General features: G+C 54.0%; 17 protein-coding genes and 1 pseudogene. 5 read left to right on the top strand and 13 right to left on the bottom strand.

Features of this window, described 5'->3' with window-relative positions; genetic code table 11:
- Window positions 1-8: 8 nt before the first annotated feature.
- Window positions 9-1,010, bottom strand: a complete 1,002-nt coding sequence (locus H7A79_RS06325; RefSeq protein WP_187001416.1) for an aldose epimerase family protein — start codon at window positions 1,008-1,010, stop codon at window positions 9-11.
- Window positions 1,011-1,019: 9 nt separating this feature from the next.
- A complete protein-coding gene (locus H7A79_RS06320; protein ID WP_135034562.1) occupies window positions 1,020-2,372 on the bottom strand; it encodes an SLC45 family MFS transporter in 1,353 nt (450 codons plus the stop codon).
- Between the two features lie 388 nt (window positions 2,373-2,760).
- On the opposite strand from H7A79_RS06320, the gene hscA reads away from it, so the two are divergent.
- Window positions 2,761-4,623 (top strand): Fe-S protein assembly chaperone HscA, encoded by a 1,863-nt coding sequence (gene hscA / locus H7A79_RS06315; protein WP_187001415.1) that lies wholly within the window; start codon window positions 2,761-2,763, stop codon window positions 4,621-4,623.
- A gap of 135 nt (window positions 4,624-4,758) precedes the next feature.
- The gene (fdx, locus tag H7A79_RS06310) at window positions 4,759-5,100 is read left to right on the top strand and encodes an ISC system 2Fe-2S type ferredoxin (protein WP_135034564.1); all 342 of its coding nucleotides are present in this window, start codon (window positions 4,759-4,761) and stop codon (window positions 5,098-5,100) included.
- Between the two features lie 194 nt (window positions 5,101-5,294).
- Here fdx and H7A79_RS06305 read toward each other — a convergent pair.
- From H7A79_RS06305 to H7A79_RS06290, 4 genes and pseudogenes are all read right to left on the bottom strand, one after another.
- Window positions 5,295-5,973 (bottom strand): annotated as a pseudogene (locus H7A79_RS06305) (IS1595 family transposase).
- A 555-nt stretch (window positions 5,974-6,528) separates the two neighbouring features.
- Complete coding sequence (locus tag H7A79_RS06300) at window positions 6,529-7,074, bottom strand: type IV secretion protein Rhs (protein WP_135034881.1); 546 nt, start codon at window positions 7,072-7,074, stop codon at window positions 6,529-6,531.
- Complete coding sequence (locus tag H7A79_RS06295) at window positions 7,067-7,609, bottom strand: DUF2062 domain-containing protein (protein ID WP_187001414.1); 543 nt, start codon at window positions 7,607-7,609, stop codon at window positions 7,067-7,069. Before H7A79_RS06295 ends, H7A79_RS06300 begins: the two co-directional genes overlap by 8 nt.
- A gap of 517 nt (window positions 7,610-8,126) precedes the next feature.
- Complete coding sequence (locus tag H7A79_RS06290) at window positions 8,127-9,587, bottom strand: S41 family peptidase (RefSeq protein ID WP_187001413.1); 1,461 nt, start codon at window positions 9,585-9,587, stop codon at window positions 8,127-8,129.
- A gap of 129 nt (window positions 9,588-9,716) precedes the next feature.
- Between H7A79_RS06290 and H7A79_RS06285 the strand changes: the two genes are divergently transcribed.
- Together H7A79_RS06285 and H7A79_RS06280 are read left to right on the top strand one after the other, a co-directional pair.
- Window positions 9,717-9,881 carry a hypothetical protein gene (locus tag H7A79_RS06285; protein WP_167743080.1) on the top strand — a complete coding sequence of 55 codons (165 nt, stop codon included), beginning with the start codon at window positions 9,717-9,719 and terminating at the stop codon, window positions 9,879-9,881.
- A 373-nt stretch (window positions 9,882-10,254) separates the two neighbouring features.
- Window positions 10,255-10,752, top strand: a complete 498-nt coding sequence (locus tag H7A79_RS06280) for a hypothetical protein (protein WP_187001412.1) — start codon at window positions 10,255-10,257, stop codon at window positions 10,750-10,752.
- A gap of 17 nt (window positions 10,753-10,769) precedes the next feature.
- Here the strand turns inward: H7A79_RS06280 and H7A79_RS06275 are convergent, their stop codons facing one another.
- Together H7A79_RS06275 and H7A79_RS06270 are read right to left on the bottom strand one after the other, a co-directional pair.
- Window positions 10,770-10,907 carry a hypothetical protein gene (locus H7A79_RS06275; RefSeq protein ID WP_187001411.1) on the bottom strand — a complete coding sequence of 46 codons (138 nt, stop codon included), beginning with the start codon at window positions 10,905-10,907 and terminating at the stop codon, window positions 10,770-10,772.
- Window positions 10,895-12,241 (bottom strand): murein hydrolase activator EnvC family protein, encoded by a 1,347-nt coding sequence (locus tag H7A79_RS06270; protein WP_187001410.1) that lies wholly within the window; start codon window positions 12,239-12,241, stop codon window positions 10,895-10,897. Before H7A79_RS06270 ends, H7A79_RS06275 begins: the two co-directional genes overlap by 13 nt.
- A gap of 675 nt (window positions 12,242-12,916) precedes the next feature.
- On the opposite strand from H7A79_RS06270, the gene H7A79_RS06265 reads away from it, so the two are divergent.
- A complete protein-coding gene (locus H7A79_RS06265) occupies window positions 12,917-13,789 on the top strand; it encodes a DMT family transporter (RefSeq protein ID WP_187001409.1) in 873 nt (290 codons plus the stop codon).
- Between the two features lie 286 nt (window positions 13,790-14,075).
- On the opposite strand, the gene H7A79_RS06260 is transcribed toward H7A79_RS06265, so the two are convergent.
- From H7A79_RS06260 to H7A79_RS06240, 5 genes are all read right to left on the bottom strand, one after another.
- Window positions 14,076-14,522 carry a ProQ/FINO family protein gene (locus H7A79_RS06260; RefSeq protein WP_187001408.1) on the bottom strand — a complete coding sequence of 149 codons (447 nt, stop codon included), beginning with the start codon at window positions 14,520-14,522 and terminating at the stop codon, window positions 14,076-14,078.
- Between the two features lie 491 nt (window positions 14,523-15,013).
- A complete protein-coding gene (locus H7A79_RS06255; protein ID WP_187001407.1) occupies window positions 15,014-15,673 on the bottom strand; it encodes a DUF1269 domain-containing protein in 660 nt (219 codons plus the stop codon).
- A gap of 296 nt (window positions 15,674-15,969) precedes the next feature.
- Window positions 15,970-17,064: a chorismate synthase gene (gene aroC, locus H7A79_RS06250; RefSeq protein ID WP_187001406.1), complete on the bottom strand. Its 1,095-nt coding sequence runs from the start codon at window positions 17,062-17,064 to the stop codon at window positions 15,970-15,972.
- Between the two features lie 265 nt (window positions 17,065-17,329).
- Window positions 17,330-17,773: a S24 family peptidase gene (locus H7A79_RS06245; protein WP_187001405.1), complete on the bottom strand. Its 444-nt coding sequence runs from the start codon at window positions 17,771-17,773 to the stop codon at window positions 17,330-17,332.
- Between the two features lie 161 nt (window positions 17,774-17,934).
- On the bottom strand, window positions 17,935-18,750 hold the full coding sequence (locus H7A79_RS06240) for a helix-turn-helix domain-containing protein (RefSeq protein WP_187001404.1): 816 nt from the start codon (window positions 18,748-18,750) through the stop codon (window positions 17,935-17,937).
- Window positions 18,751-18,831 lie beyond the last annotated feature (81 nt).

Below are 18,831 nucleotides of genomic sequence, written 5' to 3'. Positions count from 1 at the left end.
TCCTTTGTTCAATGGGTTTCGATTTGGTAAACAATGGTGGTTTGTTTGGTTTCGCCGCCGCGCATACGGATTTCTCCGAATTCGGGGCGGTGCAGGCTGTTTGGCAGCGTTTGGGCTTCGGTGGCCAAGGTATCGTAAATGCCCTGTTTGTGTTTGGCCGGATCGGCCGGGCAGGCGGTAAACAGCACCAGGCCGTTGCGGTCGCTGAAAATTTTGATGCGGCAGCCATCGGCCGTGTCTAAAACGGCGGCCGGCCGGTTTAGGTTGGGCTCGACCTGATAAATATCGTCAAATCCCTGCCGGGGCGTGTTTGCCCGCAGTTGCGCAACGGCTTCGTCAAGTTGGCGGCCGTCTGAAAAATCAAACAGCGCGTTTTCGGGGTAGGGCGGGTAGGCGGGTAATTTTTCGCTGTCGGCGGGAATGTGCCGGCCTGCCGGTATGTTCAAACGGCCGTTTCCCAAACCTTCGGCAAGCTGCCAGTAGATATGGACGGTGGGGTCGAAAACCGTATCACCTTCCGCCTCGGCATGGTAATGCACTTCCAAACGGTTATCATCGGTGAGGCGGTAGCGGATAGTCAGGTTGAGGTTGTTCGGATAGCCGTCTGTTGCCTCCCGCAGCACGGTAGAGAGCGCCAGCTCCTGCGGGTCGGCGGCACTTGCTTCCAATATTTGCGACCCTAGGCCGTTGGCGCCGCCGTGCAGGGCGTGTCTGCCTTCGTTGGCCGGTACCCGGTAAACCTGCCCGTTGATTTCGAAAGATGCGTTTTGAATGCGTCCGGCCACCCGCCCGATTTGCTTGTTAATCTGAAAGGGGTTGCAAACATAGCTTTCGGCATTATCCAGCGACACTACCAGTTGGCGGCGCACGCCGTTTTGCCATATCGAAAATTCCTGAATAATCCCGCCCAGAGTCAAAATGGCGGCCTGCGTGCCCCGGGCGTTGCGCAGCACATATTTGTAAACCTCGCGGCCGCCGGCACGGCCGAAAAAAACAGGTGCGGCAGTCATGGCGGCTTCCTAGACTCTGTGCGTTTCTTTAATCAGAAATACCGACAACGCCCCGGCCAGCAACATTGCGCCCGCCACCAGAAACATATTCGCCTGATGGCCGCCCAGCATGGGGAACAAAGCGAAGCTCAGCAGGGAGGCAACAATCTGCGGCAGGCAGATTGAGCCGTTGAACAGCCCCAGATAGGTGCCCATGTGTTTGCCCGACAAGGCATTGGTAACAATAGTCAGCGGGTAGGTGAGGATGCCTGCCCAAGCGATGCCGACCAAAATGTACGACAAAACCAGTGCATATTGATTCGTTACCGCAAACACCGAGAAAAAGCCGGCAGCGCCCAGTGCCAGGCAGAGCGAATAAGCCGGTTTGTGGTATGGGTTGGGCACTTTGGCCAAAACGTAGGAACACACTACCGCAGCGACAGACTGAACCGCCGCCAAAACGCCGTACCAGTTGCCCGCCTCCTGATAACCCAAAGAAGAAGCATCGGTGGTCTGCCACACATTTTCGGCAATTGCGCCTGCGGAATAAGTCCACATATATTGGAAAGCAAACCAGCAGAAAAACTGCACCAGCGACACCGTCCAAAACGCTTTAGGTGCCTCTTTCAGCAGTTGCACCCAGCTCACTTTCCCATGATTGGCCTGCGGGTCGATGCCGTGGTAGCGCGCATAGGTTTCAGGGTCGTATTCTTTTACTTTGAATACCGTTAATGCACTGGTTACCACCAGCAGCACCGCGCCCACATAAAACGACACCACCACCGTTTGCGGCACCACGCCTTTGGGCGCCGTATTGGCCAAGCCCCAAAAGGCAAACAAAAAAGGCAGGATGGCCGCCACAATCGCACCGGTATTGGATAAAAAGCTCTGAATACCGTAGGCATAGCTTTTCTGCTTGTCGTTAACCATGTCGCCGACCATCATTTTAAACGGCTGCATCGCCATATTTGACGAAACGTCCAACAAAGCAATCATCAGCGCACCGAACAGCAGCGCCGTCAAAGAAGCGTAACCGAAGCCGAAACTGCCTGAATTGGGCATCAAAATCATCACGATAACGGCAATCAAGGTGCCGTAAATCAAATAAGGCAGGCGGCGGCCGCCCAGTTTAGGGTTCCATGTGCGGTCGGAGTAATAGCCCACAATGGGCTGCACCACCATGCCCGCCAGCGGGGGCAATAAAAAAAACCAGCCCAAATCGTGCGGGTCTGCACCGAGTGTTTGAAAGATGCGGCTCATTTGCGAGCTTTGCAGGGTAAAGGCCGTCTGAACGCCCAAAAAACCGAAGCTGAGCATCCAAATCATGCTTTTGGAGAGATCGGGCAGCCCTTGTTTGGAAGACGGGGTTTGATGTTCCGCCATATTGGTTCTCCTGGGTAAAATAAGTAATTTTCCAACAAAAATAATAGTAGTATTTCTACGGATAAATCTTGACTCATATCAATATGTTGCCGCGGCTTGCTACACCGCTTTTGCTGCCAAACAATAATGTTTGTTTGATATTCTAAAGTTGTTGTGGATTATTTGGGTTTCGTGTAAAGAAATGTGCAGTAATGTATGAAGAAAGTAAATTACAAATAGAAAAATTTTGGCGGTTAGGCAATCGTTAAATTTCAAAAATATTTGAAACCGCGGCCGTCTGAAAAATAGTAGCCGGCTATTCCCGACAGATTCACTCAACTACCCGCGCTAAATCTGCTAGAATATGTGCCGGTTAAAAAAACAGATTATCCAAAAAGGCACACAAAACATGGCACTTCTGCAAATCGCCGAACCCGGAATGTCGGCTGCGCCGCACCGGCACCGTTTGGCCGCAGGCATCGATTTGGGCACCACCAACAGCCTGGTTGCCACCGTAAAAAGCGGCAGCGCCGCCTGCATTGCCGACAAACAAGGCCGGGTTTCCCTGCCTTCGGTGGTGCGTTATTGCGAAGAAGCGCGCACCGAAACCGGTCACGATGCGCTCAAAGCCCAGAAAACCGACCCGCTCAACACCATTTCATCGGCCAAGCGTTTAATCGGCCGCACGCCGGCCGATCTCAGCGGGGGCAGCCACTATCTGCCGTACCGTTTCGGCAGCAACGGGCGCATTATCGAGATGCAGACCCGCCAAGGCGCAAAAACACCGATAGACGTTTCCGCCGAAATTCTGCGCACCCTCAAAACACGCGCCGAAAACGCACTCGGCGGCCAACTTACCGGCGCAGTGATTACCGTGCCTGCCTATTTTGATGATGCCCAACGTCAAGCCACCAAAGATGCCGCGCGGCTGGCAGGTTTGAATGTTTTGCGCCTGCTGAACGAGCCGACTGCCGCCGCCATCGCCTACGGTTTGGACAATGCCTCCGAAGGTATGTTTGTGGTGTACGATCTCGGCGGCGGCACATTTGACGTATCCGTGCTGCAATTATCGAAGGGATTGTTTGCAGTGAAAGCCACCGGCGGCAACAGCGCGCTGGGCGGCGATGATTTCGACCAGCGCCTGTTCTGCCACCTGCTCGAACAAAACCAACTTTCGCAGCTCAACGAGCAGGACAGCCAATTGCTGTTAAGCCTTGCCCGCGCCGCCAAAGAAGCGTTAACCGCAAGCAACAGCACCACCATCCGCACCACGCTTTCAGACGGCCGCGAAATAGAGCATACCGTTACCCGCCAAGAATTCCAAAATCTCACCCAACACCTGGTGGCTAAAACCATAGAGCCGGTGAAGCAGGCGTTGAAAGATGCCGGTGCAGCCAAATCCGACATCAAAGGCGTAATTATGGTAGGCGGCGCCACCCGTATGCCACATGTCCAGCAGGCCGTTGCCACCTTTTTCGGACAGACACCGCTCAATAATCTCAACCCGGACGAAGTGGTGGCACTGGGCGCGGCCATGCAGGCCGATGTGCTGGCAGGCAACAAAAGCAACGGCCAATGGCTGCTGCTCGATGTAACCCCGTTGTCGCTGGGGTTGGAAACCTACGGCGGGCTGGCAGAAAAAATCATCCCGCGCAACAGCACCCTGCCCACCGCCCGCGCACAGGATTTCACTACCTTTAAAGACGGACAAACCGCCATGACCATTCACGTGGTGCAGGGCGAGCGCGAGCTGGTGGCCGACTGCCGCAGTCTCGCCAAATTTACCCTGCGCGGCATTCCGCCGATGGTGGCGGGTGCCGCGCGCATCCGCGTTACCTTCCAGGTGGATACAGACGGCCTGCTTTCGGTGTCTGCCCGCGAACAGTCCACCGGCGTGCAGGCGCAAATCGAAGTGAAGCCTTCTTACGGGCTGGACGATGAAACCATCACCCGCATGCTGAAAGAAAGCATGGCCAACGCTTCGGACGATATGGCCGCCCGCGCCCGTGCCGAAGCCGTGGTGGAGGCCGAAGGCTTGGCTGCCGCCGTGAAAGCCGCGCTCGAACTTGACGGCGATCTGCTCGACAAAAACAGCCTGCAAACCGTTCAGACGGCCGTTGCCGAATTGGAAAACCAAATGCGCTCCGGCAGCGCCGAAACCATCCGCGCCGCCGTATCCGCGCTCGGTCAGGCAACCGATGATTTTGCCGCCAAACGCATGAACCGCAACATCCAACGGGCGTTGGCGGGCAAAAACGTGGAAGAACTCTGACTGTTTCAGACGGCCTTGCAAGCCTGTCAATTTAAATTTTAAATTGCCGGTGCAGCCAAATCGCCCGGCCGTCTGAAAACACCACTTTACCCGATTGAAATCAAAAACATTATTATCAGAAAGAAACGACACACCATGCCGAAAGTAACCATACTCCCCCATGCCGAACTCTGCCCCGAAGGCAAAACCATAGAAAACGCGCCGCAGGGGCAAACCATCTGCGACCTGCTGCTTGCCAACGACATCGAAATCGACCACGCCTGTGAAAAGTCCTGTGCCTGCACCACCTGCCATGTGATTGTGCGCAAAGGCTTCGGCAGTTTGGAAGAACCCGGCGAAATCGAAGAAGACCTGCTCGACCAAGCATGGGGCTTGGAAGCCGAGTCGCGCCTGAGCTGCCAGGCCAAAGTAGCAGGTGAAGATTTGGTGGTGGAAATTCCGAAATACACCATCAACCACGCCCGCGAACACCATTAACCGCCGGGGCTTTCAGCCGCAGAGCCGTGACAGCCGGCCGAAACAAACAGAAACACAAGTTTGGTTATCTGATTGCTTTCCGAAAACGGTTAAGATATATCGCGAACCCACTTTATTTTCACCACAAGGCAGCAAACCGCCTGCCGCACAGGCAGCATGGAACCGGTTCTATGGCTGTTTCAGTTGCTTAATAATTAAGGCTCTAGGCTAGCAGCTTTATGTAAATTTACTTTAAAAAGCCCCCAAAGTTGGTGACCCAGTTCATCAGAGTTTCGGTTCCATCGCCATTCGCATTCCCTCAGGTGCAAATCAAAGTTTTTGGTTACGCCATTGAATTTGGCGGGCCTTTGTTTGGTAAAACTCCGGAAGCTTTCAATACCATTGATGCGCCCGGTACCATCTGCAAACTCATTTTGTCCGTGATTAACGCGCAAATGTTTAGAGTAGCCCGCATCGACCAGGCCGCTGTAACCGCGCCGGCTATCAGAATAAAAACACTCTCCAGAGAGACCTTTCCCAATATAACAGCTTGAAGTGTTTGCTTTTTACAATCAGGAACGATTTCGGTATAAACCCTGCCGTCTCTTTCGAAAATACCAAAGACGGGTTGTTTAAGCGTTCCTCTGCCACGCTTTGACTTGCCATGGAAACCGCGCTACAAATAGCTTTCATCAACCTCCATGCTGCCGTATAACAGGTCTTTTTGCTCGCTTTGGCAGCGGTATATTTCGTGTCTGAAAATGCGATACCGGTGGTTGATGGTATTGCGGTTGAAGCCTGCCGGCAAAGCGGTTTTGAGGCTTCTATACCGACACAAAAATGCTTGATAATTTTTTTGAGCCGATGGTCACTTAACTTGGTGTTATATTTCATTTTTCCAGGCTAACAGAGCTATTTTGCTAGTCTAGAGCCTAAATAATTACAAAACTGCCCTTTAGGTTAGGCACAACTAAAGCTGTAACAGAAATAAAGAGGGTTTGCTGTAGCTTGGACACCGTTTTCAGCAAGCAAGGAATAACACTATCCAATCCACCCAAGCCCCGGTCATTGCCGCATCAGCACAAGCCTTCGACACCGCCGTGCGGACAAAATATCGGGAAGAAAACGGGTATTACTCCCGTAAAACACCCTTTAGGCGGAGGAGGGGTAATCCACAGATTCAACCCAAACACGCGTTTTTTTAATGGGTACTAACACTATCATTTTTCAAGACGGCTAAGACCGATATATTATTAATATGTAAGAGTTAAGTCCGAGAATAATGTAAATGTTTTTAGATGCTGTATGGGTTTTGCACAAGCTTCAATTTTTTTAGCTATACTTGTTCAGTATGTTCGTTATAGTGAGTTCGCCTTAGTAAGCTGCAAATAGTATAAATGGCGTAACAACATCGTAACGGAAATGAAATATGTTACATTATAATATCTTTCAGCCGGTAAACCAGCTTAAACTGTTGCGGTATTTCGGCAGCAGTGCGGTGTTGTGGGGGTTGGCGAGAAAGCTGTTTAAAACGGCTTCGAAATGGGGCAGGTCGGTTTGATATTGCGGCCATTTAAGAAAGCGGGCGGCGTAGTAGTGGGCGATAAGCTCGGCTTGCTGCTCCATGTTTAAATCGGCGATGCTGCGGATGCTTGCGGGGGAGGGGTAGGCGTAGCAGCAGCGTTGGCGGTAGCCGCCTTTAACGGCCAGCATCAGGCCGCCCAGCCAGGTGCGGTAGCCGTGTTGGTATTGCCAAACGTGGGTCAGTTCGTGTATCAGCCACACGGTGTAATGCGTGCCTGTGCAGGTGAAGTCGTCGGGGCAGTTTTGGCGGGGAAAATAAATGTGACCGTTGGGGGCAACGGCTACATTGAGATCGGGCAGCAGCGGTATGCCGCGGTAGATTTTGATGCGGCCGTAGTCGATGCCGTCTGAAAAAACCAGCTGCGCTGCCTTGGTTTCTTGAGCGTTCAGCCGCCGCCAGCGTTCAGCCACGGCGGGCTTTCCGTTTCTGCCACAATCTGGCAGTGCGCAGCCGCCAGATTGTGAGTACGGCAAGATAGCCTGCTACGGCCAGCACTGAGCCTAAAATGGGTACGCCCACCAGCAGCGGTTTGCCTGCGCCAATCAGCCAAGCCCATGATTCGGTAAGAAAGTTTCCGCTCCTCCAGGCGGGAAATTCCAGGGTTGCCGCTGCTTTTACGCCCAGTAGGGCGCTGCCGATTTTGTAGGCAGTGTAGTAAAGCGGCATATAAGTAATGGGGTTGGTGTAGAGGGTGGTGAACACGGCAACGGGTAGGTTTGTGCGCAGAAAATAGGCGGCAATCAGGGCGGTGAGCATTTGGGTGGGGCCGGGCATCAGGCCGCAAAACATACCTACGGCAACGGATAGGGCGGCTTGGCGGCGGTTGAGTGTCCAGAAATAGGGTTTGTCGAACAGCGGGGCAAAGGGTTTGCTCCAGCGTGAGGCGAAAATTTGTTCGCGGTCGGGCAGCCTGCTGCGCCAAGATGTGTGTTTGGTATCGGTCATGCGGGTAGAAATCGGGGGTAATCCGGCAGTTTCAAGGGATATAAGTGATGTGGCGGAGCTTGCTTTGGTGCCGGATGCTGCGGCTCGGGCTTGGCCTTGGCAGCACGGGCGGCCGGCAAAATTTTGTTTTTATGTTTGTTTCTAGGGTGAATCCACTTTATTCTCCGGCGCAAGCGGCAGGCCTTAGGTGGTGCGGGCATTGCTAAACCGGGTTTGTGGCCGCTTCAGCATTTTCAAAATCGGTATCTTTGAGCAGGAGCGCAGCAAGCACGCCGCAGCGTAAACAGAGCGGTTGGCTGCTCCGTTGTGAAACCAAACGGCACCGGCCTGTGTTGCTGTGTGGTTTGCACCACCGGTATCTGCATATTTTCTCTGTCGTTGTTCCGTTATGATTGTTAAACGGACAGGCTGTATGCGCAATCTAGGTAAAGGCCGTCTGAAAACATCGTGGCCGTTCCGCCGTGGGCGGTGTTTCAATATGCTTTCAGACGGCCTGCAGGTGCAGCCAGTCGGGGGTTTATTCCGATTCGCCGTTTTTCTCTTTTTGGGGTGCCGGTTTTTTGGCGGCCAGCCCCAGCGATTTTTGCCATTGGGCGGGATGTTTCACCAATTCGAGTGCTTTTTTCAATTGCTCGTCTTTGGCCGGGTTGGGAATGCGACGGGAAGAGCGGTCTTCGTCTTTTTCTTTTTTGCTCTTGGTTTTAGGCTCTTCTTTCGCGGTTTCAGACGGCACATATTCGCCGCCGTTTACTTCTGCGCCGCCCAAGGGGTTGCCGATGTGGCCGGCCAAATCGGCTTCGCGGCTTTCAAACAGGCGGTCTTTGTCTTTCACTTCCACATCGGGCACGATGCCTTGCGCCTGAATCGAGCGGTCTTTAGGGGTATAGTAGAGTGCGGTGGTCAGCTTGACGGCGCTGCCGTTGGAGAGCGGCAGTACGGTTTGCACCGAGCCTTTGCCGAAACTCTGCGTGCCCACCACCACCGCGCGGCGGTGGTCTTGCAGCGCGCCCGCTACAATTTCCGAAGCCGAAGCCGAGCCGGAATTAATCAGCACTGTAACGGGGATGGTTTTCATCTCGGCGGGCAGGCCGGAGAGCGGGTCTTTGCCGGAAGAGAGAATGTAGTCTTCAGGCACTGCTTTCAATACCATGCCGCCTTTGCCGTTGCGGCCTTTGGTGCTCACCACGGTGGCGTTGGCGGGCAGGAAGGCGGCAGACACGCCCACCGCGCCGTTAAGCAGGCCGCCGGGGTCATCGCGCAAATCGAGCACCAGGCCTTTGAGCGGGCCTTTGTTTTGTTTGGCCAAGGCTTGGGCAGACTCGTTGAGCGCGGGCACGGTGCGCTCCTGAAATTGGCTGATGCGGATATAGCCGTAGCCCGGCTCGAGCAGGTGGTGGCGCACGCTTTTCACTTTGATGACGGCGCGGGTGATTTTCACGGTGATGGGTTTGGCGGCATCTTTGCGCGAAAGGGTGAGCGTGATGTCGGTTCCGGGTTTGCCGCGCATTTTTTTCACGGCTTCGTTGACCGTCATGCCGCGGGTGGATACGCCGTTGATTTTCACGATAAAGTCGCCGCTTTTCACGCCGGCGCGCTCGGCAGGTGTGTCTTCAATCGGGGCAATCACTTTCACAAAGCCGTCTTCCGCGCCCACTTCCATACCCAAGCCGCCGAATTCGCCGCGGGTGCTTTCTTTCAGGTCGGCATAATCTTTTTTGGTCATGTATTCCGAGTGGGGGTCGAGGCCGGATACCATGCCTTTCATGGCGCCTTCAATCAGGGCATCGTCTGATTTGTCTTGATAATAATTGGCTTTAATCTGGCCGTACACTTCGGCCATGGTGCGGATGGACTGCACCGGCAGGGCTTCGTTTTTCTTTTCGCCGGCCGCATGGCTCTGCACGCTCAGGCTTAACGCCACGCCGCTGAATGCGCCCAGTGTGTATAGGGCGATTTTTTTTAAAGTGGAATTAGACATTGCCAAACTTTCTCTTTCTTCTGAGCCGCAGGCTTTCAGACGGCCTGCTTGGATAACTGTGGAACTTTATGTGATTTATCGTTTGCGGGCAACTGTATAGGGGTAAAAAAATGCTAAATAAGGCCTGATTTGCAACGGCGGTGCAGCACAAGGCGGGCAGGCCGTCTGAATATTACCCGGCCGTCTGAAAAAAATTTTCAGACGGCTCAGGCTGCCAATCAAATTCTGATGATGGGCTTTCAGGCAGCTGTGGCGTTATTTTCAGACGGCTGTTGTGAAACCGTTTGCTTTTAAATCTTTAAAGTCTGTTTCCGGCGGGTTTGAAGCGGGGGTGCGGGTGCTGCACTGGGCCGGCGGTTTTGACGGGGGTGGGAGGGGATACAGGCCGTCTGAAAGATGTTTTAAAGCCGATTAAGGCTGTTTGAAAACAGCAGCCGTTTGAACGGGCTGTACAGATGCGCTGTTTCAGACGGCCTAGAAAACGGAGGGTTGCAGGTTTGAAGGGAGAGCGGCAATCCGCAGCGGGTTTCAAGCGCATCAGGCCGTCTGAAAAAAAGTAGGGGAAGATAGGGAGCAGCCTGCGGCCGCTTCAACTGCATCAGGCTGTCTAGGAAAACGTGGCACAGCCTGCTACTGCGGGTTTTGGCGCAGCCAAAATCCAAGTTGGTTGGATTCTTTCAGACGGCCTCTGTTTCCGGTATTCAAGTCGGTTCGGTATTTTCAGACGGCTTGGAAAACGGAGGTTTGCAGGTTTGAAGGGAGAGCGGCAATCCGCAGCGGGTTTCAAGCGCATCAGGGCCGTCTGAAAAAAGGTAGGGGAAGATGGGGCGCAGCCTGCGGCCGCTTCAACTGCATCAGGCCGTCTGAAAAGCATCTTGCGGATTTTCAGACGGCCGGCAGCGGGTTTGCAAGCGCGGCGGGGCTTTCGGAGTCAAACCGAACAGCCGGGCCGTCTGAACGTTATCCTGAAACGATTGCGCCGGATTTTCAAACGGCCTGTGTTTCCCATTCGGGTTCAGGTTGGTCTGATATTTTCAGACAGCCAGTGTTTCCCATTCAGGTTGGTTTGATATTTTCAGACGGCCTCTGCTTCCCGTACAGACCTGCCGATATTTCAGACGGCGGGCGGAAATTAGGCAGGTTTGAATGTGGGGCGGCAGCCTGATGCGGATTTTGGCCGTATCAGGCTGTTTGGGAAAGGGTTGAAAAATCGTTGGGAGAGGGGAGACGGCCTTGCGGGTTTTGCGGCGTAAGGCCGTCTGAAAAAGCGGTTAAGAGAAAATGGGGCGCAGCCGTGAGGGCGGGTTTCAGCGCAGCCATGAGAGCGGGTTCATCGGCTGGCGGCGGTAGCGGATTTCGAGATACAGCCCCTGCTCTCCGGTGGGCAGGCTGCCGCTGGTGCCGATGGTGCTGCCGGCGCCCACGCTGCCGCCGCTGCCCACCGATACGCTGCTTAAGCCTGAATATACGCTCACATAGCCGTCGCCGTGGTCGAGCACCACCATGTTGCCGTAGCCGCTCAGGGCACCGGCATAGGCAACGGTGCCGCCGGCGATGCTGCGCACGGGGGCATTGCCGGTTGCGAAAAACACGCCTTTCCAGGTGCCGCCGCCGGGGCGGGCCTGGCCGAAGCGGCCGCTGATGCTGCCGCCCACGGGGCGGATAAGGCTGCCCTGCATGCGGCTGAAGCTGTTTTTATATTCGGTGGTTTGGTCGGGAGCCTGCAGGGCGCGGTCTTCGGCGGTGAGGGTAGAGCGCGGGGCCTGCGGTTTTGGGGTGGGTGTTTTGGCGGGTTTGCTTTCTTGGGTTGGGGCAGGTTTGCCTTTGATTTTGGCTTGTTCTTTTTCGGTGCGTGCTTTTTCGGCGGCGGCCAGCCGCGCTTGGGCGGCTTTTTTGCGGGCTTCGGCTTCTTGGCGGCGTTTTGCGGCGTTGCGTTTGGCGATGTCGGCCAACAGGGCGTTGAGACGCTGCTCGTTTTCGCGCAGGGCGGAGATATGCCGGATTTGGCTGTTGATCTGCTCGGAAAGCCGGCGGCTTTCGGCTTGGGCGGCGGTGTCGGCGCGGTCGAGTTTGTTGATGGCTGCCTGCCGTTGGGCTTTGATTTTGTTCAGACGTGCCAGCCCGGCATCGATGGCGGCTTCTTGTTTTTCCAGCCCGGCCTGCCGGTGCGCCAAATCGTTCATGACTTTTTGGTTGGCTTCGTTGATGTAGCGGCTGTATTGCAGGTAGCGTGCTTTCTGCCCCGGCTCGGCGTTTTTCAGAAACAGTGCCACTGCATTGGGGTGGCGGTTTTTATATTGGCCGGCAAGCAGGCGTGCCACTTGGGCTTTGATGCCGGCCACTTCGGTTTTCAGACGGCCCAGCTCGTTTTGCAGCTTTTGCAGTTTTGCCCAGGCGTTGCGCTGCTGTTTGTTGATGGCTGCGAGCTCCTGTTGCGCTCTGGTCAGCGCGGCTTGGGTGCGCTCAAGCGCGGCGCGGGCGTTTTGTTGCGCACTCTGCTTGCGTTTGAGATCGGCTTGGGCATCGCTGATGGCGCGGCGGATTTCCTGCAAACCGCTGCCGGCTTGGGCGGCATCGGCAGGCACGGGCTCGGGGGCGGCAAAGACGGCGGAACAGCAGAGCAGGAGGGCGGGCAACAGCGGTTTGATCGGCATGGCGGCGGGGCGCAGGGTGATGAAAAACCGATTATAACGTATAGGCAGGCCGCCTGAAAATCGGGCGGGAGGCGGTGTTTTAACGGCAGGCCGGGCTCCGGGCGGTTATGTACGCCCGCTTTATCGGCGTTACGGTATTGCCGGCCTTATCCCGAAGGGGATGGTTTTGCCGGCTGCCAAAGCCGCAATAGGATAGGTTCCGTATTGTTTTGCCGCCCGGTGCTGAAAATAAAGCAGATTCGCTATGTGATTCACTGTGTGGCTTGCTGAAAAGATATGGTTTGGGCGCGGCCATATCGGGCGGCTCTTGTTGGGGGGCGGCAAAGACCGATAAAATAACAGTTTTTTGCGCCGGTTGCGGCCGTCTGAAACGGTGGAAATATTTGGCGTGCAGGATGTCGGTATGGAAATTCCAATGGTGTGTAGGTTTTGTTTTGGCAGGTTTGTGTCGGGATTTTTCAGCGTTGCCGAATGCCGCAAGGCGCGGCAAAGCCCTGTGGTTTTGAGTGTGCCTGAATCGGCGGCCATGGTTTAGGCGGCGGGAGAAAGCGGCTGTCGGGCCGGATAACCGGTTTTCCAAGATTGAATGGTTTTGCAGCGCAGGTGTCTGCAGGAGCCGGTTGGTGTGTGAAACCGGTTGTTCAGACGGCCCGGTAAACTGCGGTGGAGGTGTTGATGCTTTATTTGATTGCCAGTATTTTTTGCAGCGTTGCCGTGTCGGTGCTGCTCAAACTCGCCCGCTCGCGGAAAATAGATATCGCTCAGGCGGTGGCGGTGAACTATATCGTTGCCGTTGTGTTGTGTATGCAGTTGCTGAAGCCTGATTTGAGTGCGTGGAAGGCTTATCTGCCGACATGGTGGCTGTTTGCCGCATTGGGCGTTTTGCTGCCTTCTGTGTTTGTGGTGATGGGAAAGGCGGTGGAACAGGCGGGGATTGTGCGGGCCGATGCGGCGCAGCGGCTGTCGCTGTTTCTGCCGGTTTTGGCTTCGTTTACGCTGTTTGGCGAGCAGCTTTCAACAGGCCGTCTGATCGGTTTGGCGTTGGCGTTTACGGCGTTGTTCTGCCTACTTTGGAAGCCCGATGGCGGTAAAAAACAGGGGTTTGCGGCCAATGCGGGCTGGCTGCTGGGCGTTTGGGCGGGCTACGGCGTGATCGATATTCTGTTTAAACAGGTGGCCAAAAGCGGCACGGCTTTTGCCGGCAACCTGCTGGTGGCGTTTTGCCTGGCAGGGGTGTTGATGTTTGGCTGGCTGTTTTCCAGGCCGGCCAAATGGTCGGCGGCGGGCATACTCGGCGGGATGGTGCTGGGCTGTTTGAATTTTGCCAATATTTTCACCTATGTGCGCGCGCACCAAGTGATGGGCAGCAACCCTACGCTGGTGTTTGCGGGCATGAATATCGGCGTGATTGTGCTCGGCACGCTGGTGGGGGCTTTGGCGTTTAAAGAAAAAATCAGCGCCGTCAACGCGGCGGGGATTGTGGTGGCGGTGTGCGCCATCGGCTGCCTGTTTTATTGGAATATTTTGGCAGGCTGGCTGGGCATGTGAATGACCGGTTATCGGCACGGCTGTTTTGGTTCAGGCCGTTTGAAATTATTTTTTGCTGAAAATGTCATGTGATATTCGAGCCGGGTCAGATGTGCTCTGTCGGCCGAGCGGGTGTGTATATTTTCGATACAGGGCGCAGCAACGCAGCGGGCAGGCTCCCTACCGCAGGCAAGGTGCGCCGGTGCTGTATGGTTTTCAAAAGGCTGGCCGTAAAGGCTTTCAGACGGCCGCAAGGCAGGCGTTTCTGCCCTGCCTTGCGGTTGGCGGAACCGGTTTGACAGGGCGTTTAGCCGTTGTTGCTCTGCGCGGGGGCTTCGGGAGATGGCGGCACGGTTTCGGCAGTTTGCTGCGCTTCGGCGGCAGCTTGGCGTTCGACGCGGGCGGCAAGCGCCTGCTGCACGGCGGGGTGCTGTTGGGCGATTGACTGCTCTTCGGGGCTGACTTCGCCTTTGAAGCGGTTGTTCAGATCAAAGCGTTTGCCGCCGCGGGCGAGTGCCTTGAGATAACGCGGGCGGCGGCAGTGGTTGGCCAGCACGCGCGCAATCAGGGCGGGGTCAAACTGGGGCAGCCCGGCAATCAAATCCTGGTCGATGCCGAGAGCCAGCGGTTTGAAGCGTTTGAACACATCGTATTTATTGTAGATATGTTCGGCAATCATGTCGGTTTGTTTCTTTTTGCTCATGGTTTGCACTGCGGATTTCAGTGCTGCGCCCAAAGCGGTTTCCTTCGTCATGTTGGTGTTCCTGAAACTGATGGTCTGATTGGGTAAAGTCTGCATATTTTAGTATAAAGCCGGTGTTTTGGCTAAGGCTTTGTCGATAATGTTTTGAACTTGGGCGCATGGTGCGGTTGGCCGCGGCAGCTATGCCGTTGATGGTTTGGCCTGCCGCTGCGGGTGTGCGGTGTCTCTCGGAATTTTGCTGATATGGCGGGCGTTATTCTGCCGCCGCGCTCGATGAAATTTGTGTATGGCCGTGCCGGCGGCGGTGGGCGGATTTGCGGGCGAGATGGTAGGCAATCAGAATCACATAGGGCGTTTCCGACTCTTTTGGGGCGGCACCGCCGCAGCACCTTTCCGAAATGACCCTGAGATGAAAAATTGTTTGATGATATTCAAAGGCCGTCTGAAAACCTTTTCAGACGGCCTTTGTTGCGCAGGCGGCAATTTGAGGGCGTTATCGCCGTATGCCGCCTGCCGAGGCAGCAAACACAGCCGCTGTTGGATCAGATTTGCCCAAAGGCGCAGCGGCGGAGCTGATTATCCGCCTTTGATTTTTTGCCTAAATCTTCAAATTTCTGCTTCAGGCTGTTTTTCAGCTCTTCTGCCTTTTCTTTGCGCTCGGCTTTGCGGCGTTGCTGCAGCTCCTCGCGCGCTTGGCGTTGCAGCTCTGCTTCGACTTCGGCAGCGGTCAACACTTCTTGTTGGACGCTTTCTGCGCTCCAGCGTAAAACATGGGTGTCGAAGCGGCCGAAGAAAGCATCGGCAGGCACTTCGCTTGCTTCTTGGGCCAGCACAATCACGGCCGCATCGCCATTGATCATTTTTTGCGACACACTTTCCATCAGCGTAGCTTCTGCGAGCGAAACGGTTGCGCCCGTGCTGCTGCCGATGACGGCACCGGTTGCGCCGCCCAGCAGCATGCCCACGGGGCCGCCCAACACGCCGATTAATGCGCCCAGCAGGCCGCCTGTAACTGCGCCTTCATCGGCATTTTCGGCAAAATCGGTGCTGTCGGCCACAGTAATCACGCCGTTTTCTTTTTTCACCAATACGGCTTGTGCAATCAAAGAATCATGGGTTTGGCGGTAGGCCTTCAATTCGCTGAAGGCTTGGTAGGCTTCGCTGGGGACGTTGAATAAGCCGACAATAATGTTTTGCTGCATATTTTTACTCCTTCGGGGGGAGGGGGCGGTAATGCTCTGGCGGTGAATTACCGCGATACATACACACCGCGATATTTAAAGATAGACTGCTGATATTAAAAAGTTTCGGCAAGGCAGGGTGTTTTACATATTTTCATGATTCGGTAAGCTGCTGTTAATGCAGTCGGCAAACAGCATACAAGCGGCGGTAAGGTGCTGCAAACCGGAGGGCAAAGGATAAAGGCCGTCTGAAAACACGGCCGGATGACGGCGGTTGGTGTTTTTCAGACGGCCCGGAAGTTTTTAGGGGGCTGTGTTCAGCGGTGTTCGATATCGGGTGTGCTTACACGCACACCGGCGTTTTGGGCGCGGTGGCGCAGAGCATGGTCGATTAACACCAAAGCCAGCATGGCCTCGGCAATCGGTGCGGCGCGCAGCCCCACACAGGGATCGTGGCGGCCGTGGGTGGCGATTTGGACGCTGTTGCCATCGATGTCGATGCTTTCGCGGGGGGTGGCGATGCTGCTGGTGGGTTTGACGGCAAAGTTGGCGGTGATGGTTTGGCCGGTGGAAATGCCGCCCAACACCCCGCCGGCGTGGTTGGATTTGAAGCCTTGCGGGGTAAGCTCATCGCCGTGGAAACTGCCGCGCTGGGCAACTACATCGAAGCCGTCGCCGATTTCCACGCCTTTTACGGCATTGATGCCCATCAGGGCATGGGCGATGTCGGCATCGAGGCGGCCGAACACGGGTTCGCCCAAGCCCACAGGCACGTTGCGCGCTTCGATGTGCAGTTTGGCACCCACCGAATCAAGCGATTTGCGCACGCTGTCGATATAGTTTTCGAGCCGGCCGATTTGCGATTGGTTGGCGGCAAAAAACGGGTTTTGCGCGATAAACTGCTCGCCCTCGAATGCGATTTCCACTTCGCCGACTTGTGTTACCCAGCACACGATTTCGGTGCCGAATGTTTCGCTCAACCATTTCTTGGCCACGGCGCCGGCAGCCACGCGGGCGGCGGTTTCGCGGGCGGAAGAGCGGCCGCCGCCGCGGTAGTCGCGCAGGCCGTATTTGTGCCAATAGGTGTAATCGGCGTGGCCGGGGCGGAACCGGCGGGCGATATTGCCGTAGTCTTTGCTGCGCTGGTCGGTGTTGCGGATCAGCAGCGCGATGGGGGTGCCGGTGGTGCGGCCTTCAAACACGCCCGATAGAATTTCCACTTCATCGGCCTCGCGCCGCTGGGTAACGTGGCGGCTGGTGCCGGGTTTGCGGCGGTCGAGGTCGGCTTGGATGTTTTGTTTGGTTAAGGCCAGCCCGGGCGGGCAGCCGTCAATGATGCAGCCCAGCGCGGGGCCGTGGCTTTCGCCGAAAGTGGTTACGGTAAAGAGTTGTCCGAAAGTGTTTCCTGCCATAGTGTTGTGCTTTGGGAAAGGGTTGGAAAACGGACGGCCAGTTTAGCATATGTGGGGTACTGTTAGTTTTTGCACTTGAATCACACTCACCAAAAAAAGGCTGAAATCCAATAAACACGCGGATTTCGGCGTTTTTTTGTATCTAAAAAAATTTACGCCAGCTTTTGCAAAAAAATGAGCAAAAACGCGCATTTTTTTGAGCAAAAGCTGGCGGGGAATTATCAAATTTAAAACGGTTTTAAGACATTTTTAAAACTGCTCTGAATTAAGCGATGGTACGGCCAAGCCACTCTACCTTGCCGATAATACGGATGTCGGCATCTACATCATTAAGGTCAATCTCAAACGGGTCATAGCTGGTGTTGGAGGATTTGACCAACAGACGTTTGTTGGGCAGGCGTTGTGTTTGCTTGACGAACAGGTCAGATCCTATCTGTATCACATACAGGCCGTCTGACGGCTCGGTTCGGGCATGGTTTACCAGTATCAGGTCGCCGTGATTTAGGACTCCTTCCATGCTGTTGCCTTTTACCGTAATTACGCTGAAATCTTCCGTATTGCTGGAAAGTATCTGATTTATATAATCTTTTCTGAATGCTATACAGTAGTCGTAACTCTCGCTATCTACATATGCACCGTGGCCTGCGGCGGCGGCGATGTTGTAGCGTGGCACGAAGACGAACTCGGATAGGTCGACCGGGTTGCTCATTATATCGGTAATGCCGTCCGAACTTAGAACTAAACTTAGAACAAATGGATTAGTTCCAAGTTCGGAAATTTTATTTTAAACCAATAAATTAGAAAAATTCTAAAAAAAAACAAAACTTCTAACTTGGAACTGGAAATAATCGAACAGTTCCAAGTTGACTGTTATTTTTTACGTTTTTTGCTAGCAACGGCAGAGTAGGTTTTTTGCAAATCGTCATCACTAAGTGCTGTAAGACTAGTAACTGAAAAATTCTTTATCAGATAGTCCGATAGCCAATCTTCAAGGTTAAATTGTTTGATATTAAGCTTGATATATGCGTACCTCTTTTTACGCCAATCAGGGTCTTTCTTCCTTGATGTAGCAGTATTCCCTAAGCGACCCAGCCATTTCCGTAAATATGTTTCGGCCTTTTCGTAATTTTCTAGGGGAATTAAGTTGTATTTAGGAACTTTACAGTAAGCATTCAGGCTAGACCAAACGGCTCTAAATGTTTTGGGATTGGTCTTTGTGATTTGTTCAGACTCCACAATTTGCTTTACTAATGCTTGTAATTTTGCCGCCTGCTCGTTTGTAATATGCTCGATACCCGGTTTCACTTCTGCTATGGTTTTGGTTACATGCTGTTGCGTATTTACTTGGTTTACAACAGAACCTGAAGAAGCAATAACAGCATTGCTGACATTACCATTTATCTGATTTTCTATGGTTGTTTTCGCTATATTCTCTTCAATCTTTCTATCAACTTCTTCTGAGACTCTATTCAGATTTTCAGAGTGAATACCTGTAAATATGAATTGGATGTCAACTCCTAATTGAACCGCTGCCAGTAAAAAATCGGCAGGGATATTCACTTGCCCGCTTTCGTACAAACGCAGACTTTCCGCACTGCAACCAGCCTGCTCTGCAAAATTCTTTCTTGAATAACCTAATCTACTTCTCTCTTCAACTAAATTTAAAGCTAAATCAATACGTTCCATAGTTTTCACCAAAATATTAACCAAAGATACTTGCTATACCAAATATCTTTGGTATATGATTCATTCAACAGGTAAGGCAAG

It is taken from the genome of Neisseria musculi (assembly GCF_014297595.2).
Taxonomy (GTDB): Bacteria; Pseudomonadota; Gammaproteobacteria; order Burkholderiales; family Neisseriaceae; genus Neisseria; species Neisseria musculi.
The sequence above is the reverse complement of the archived record's forward strand: the minus strand, read 5'-3'. Positions and strand labels throughout refer to the sequence as shown.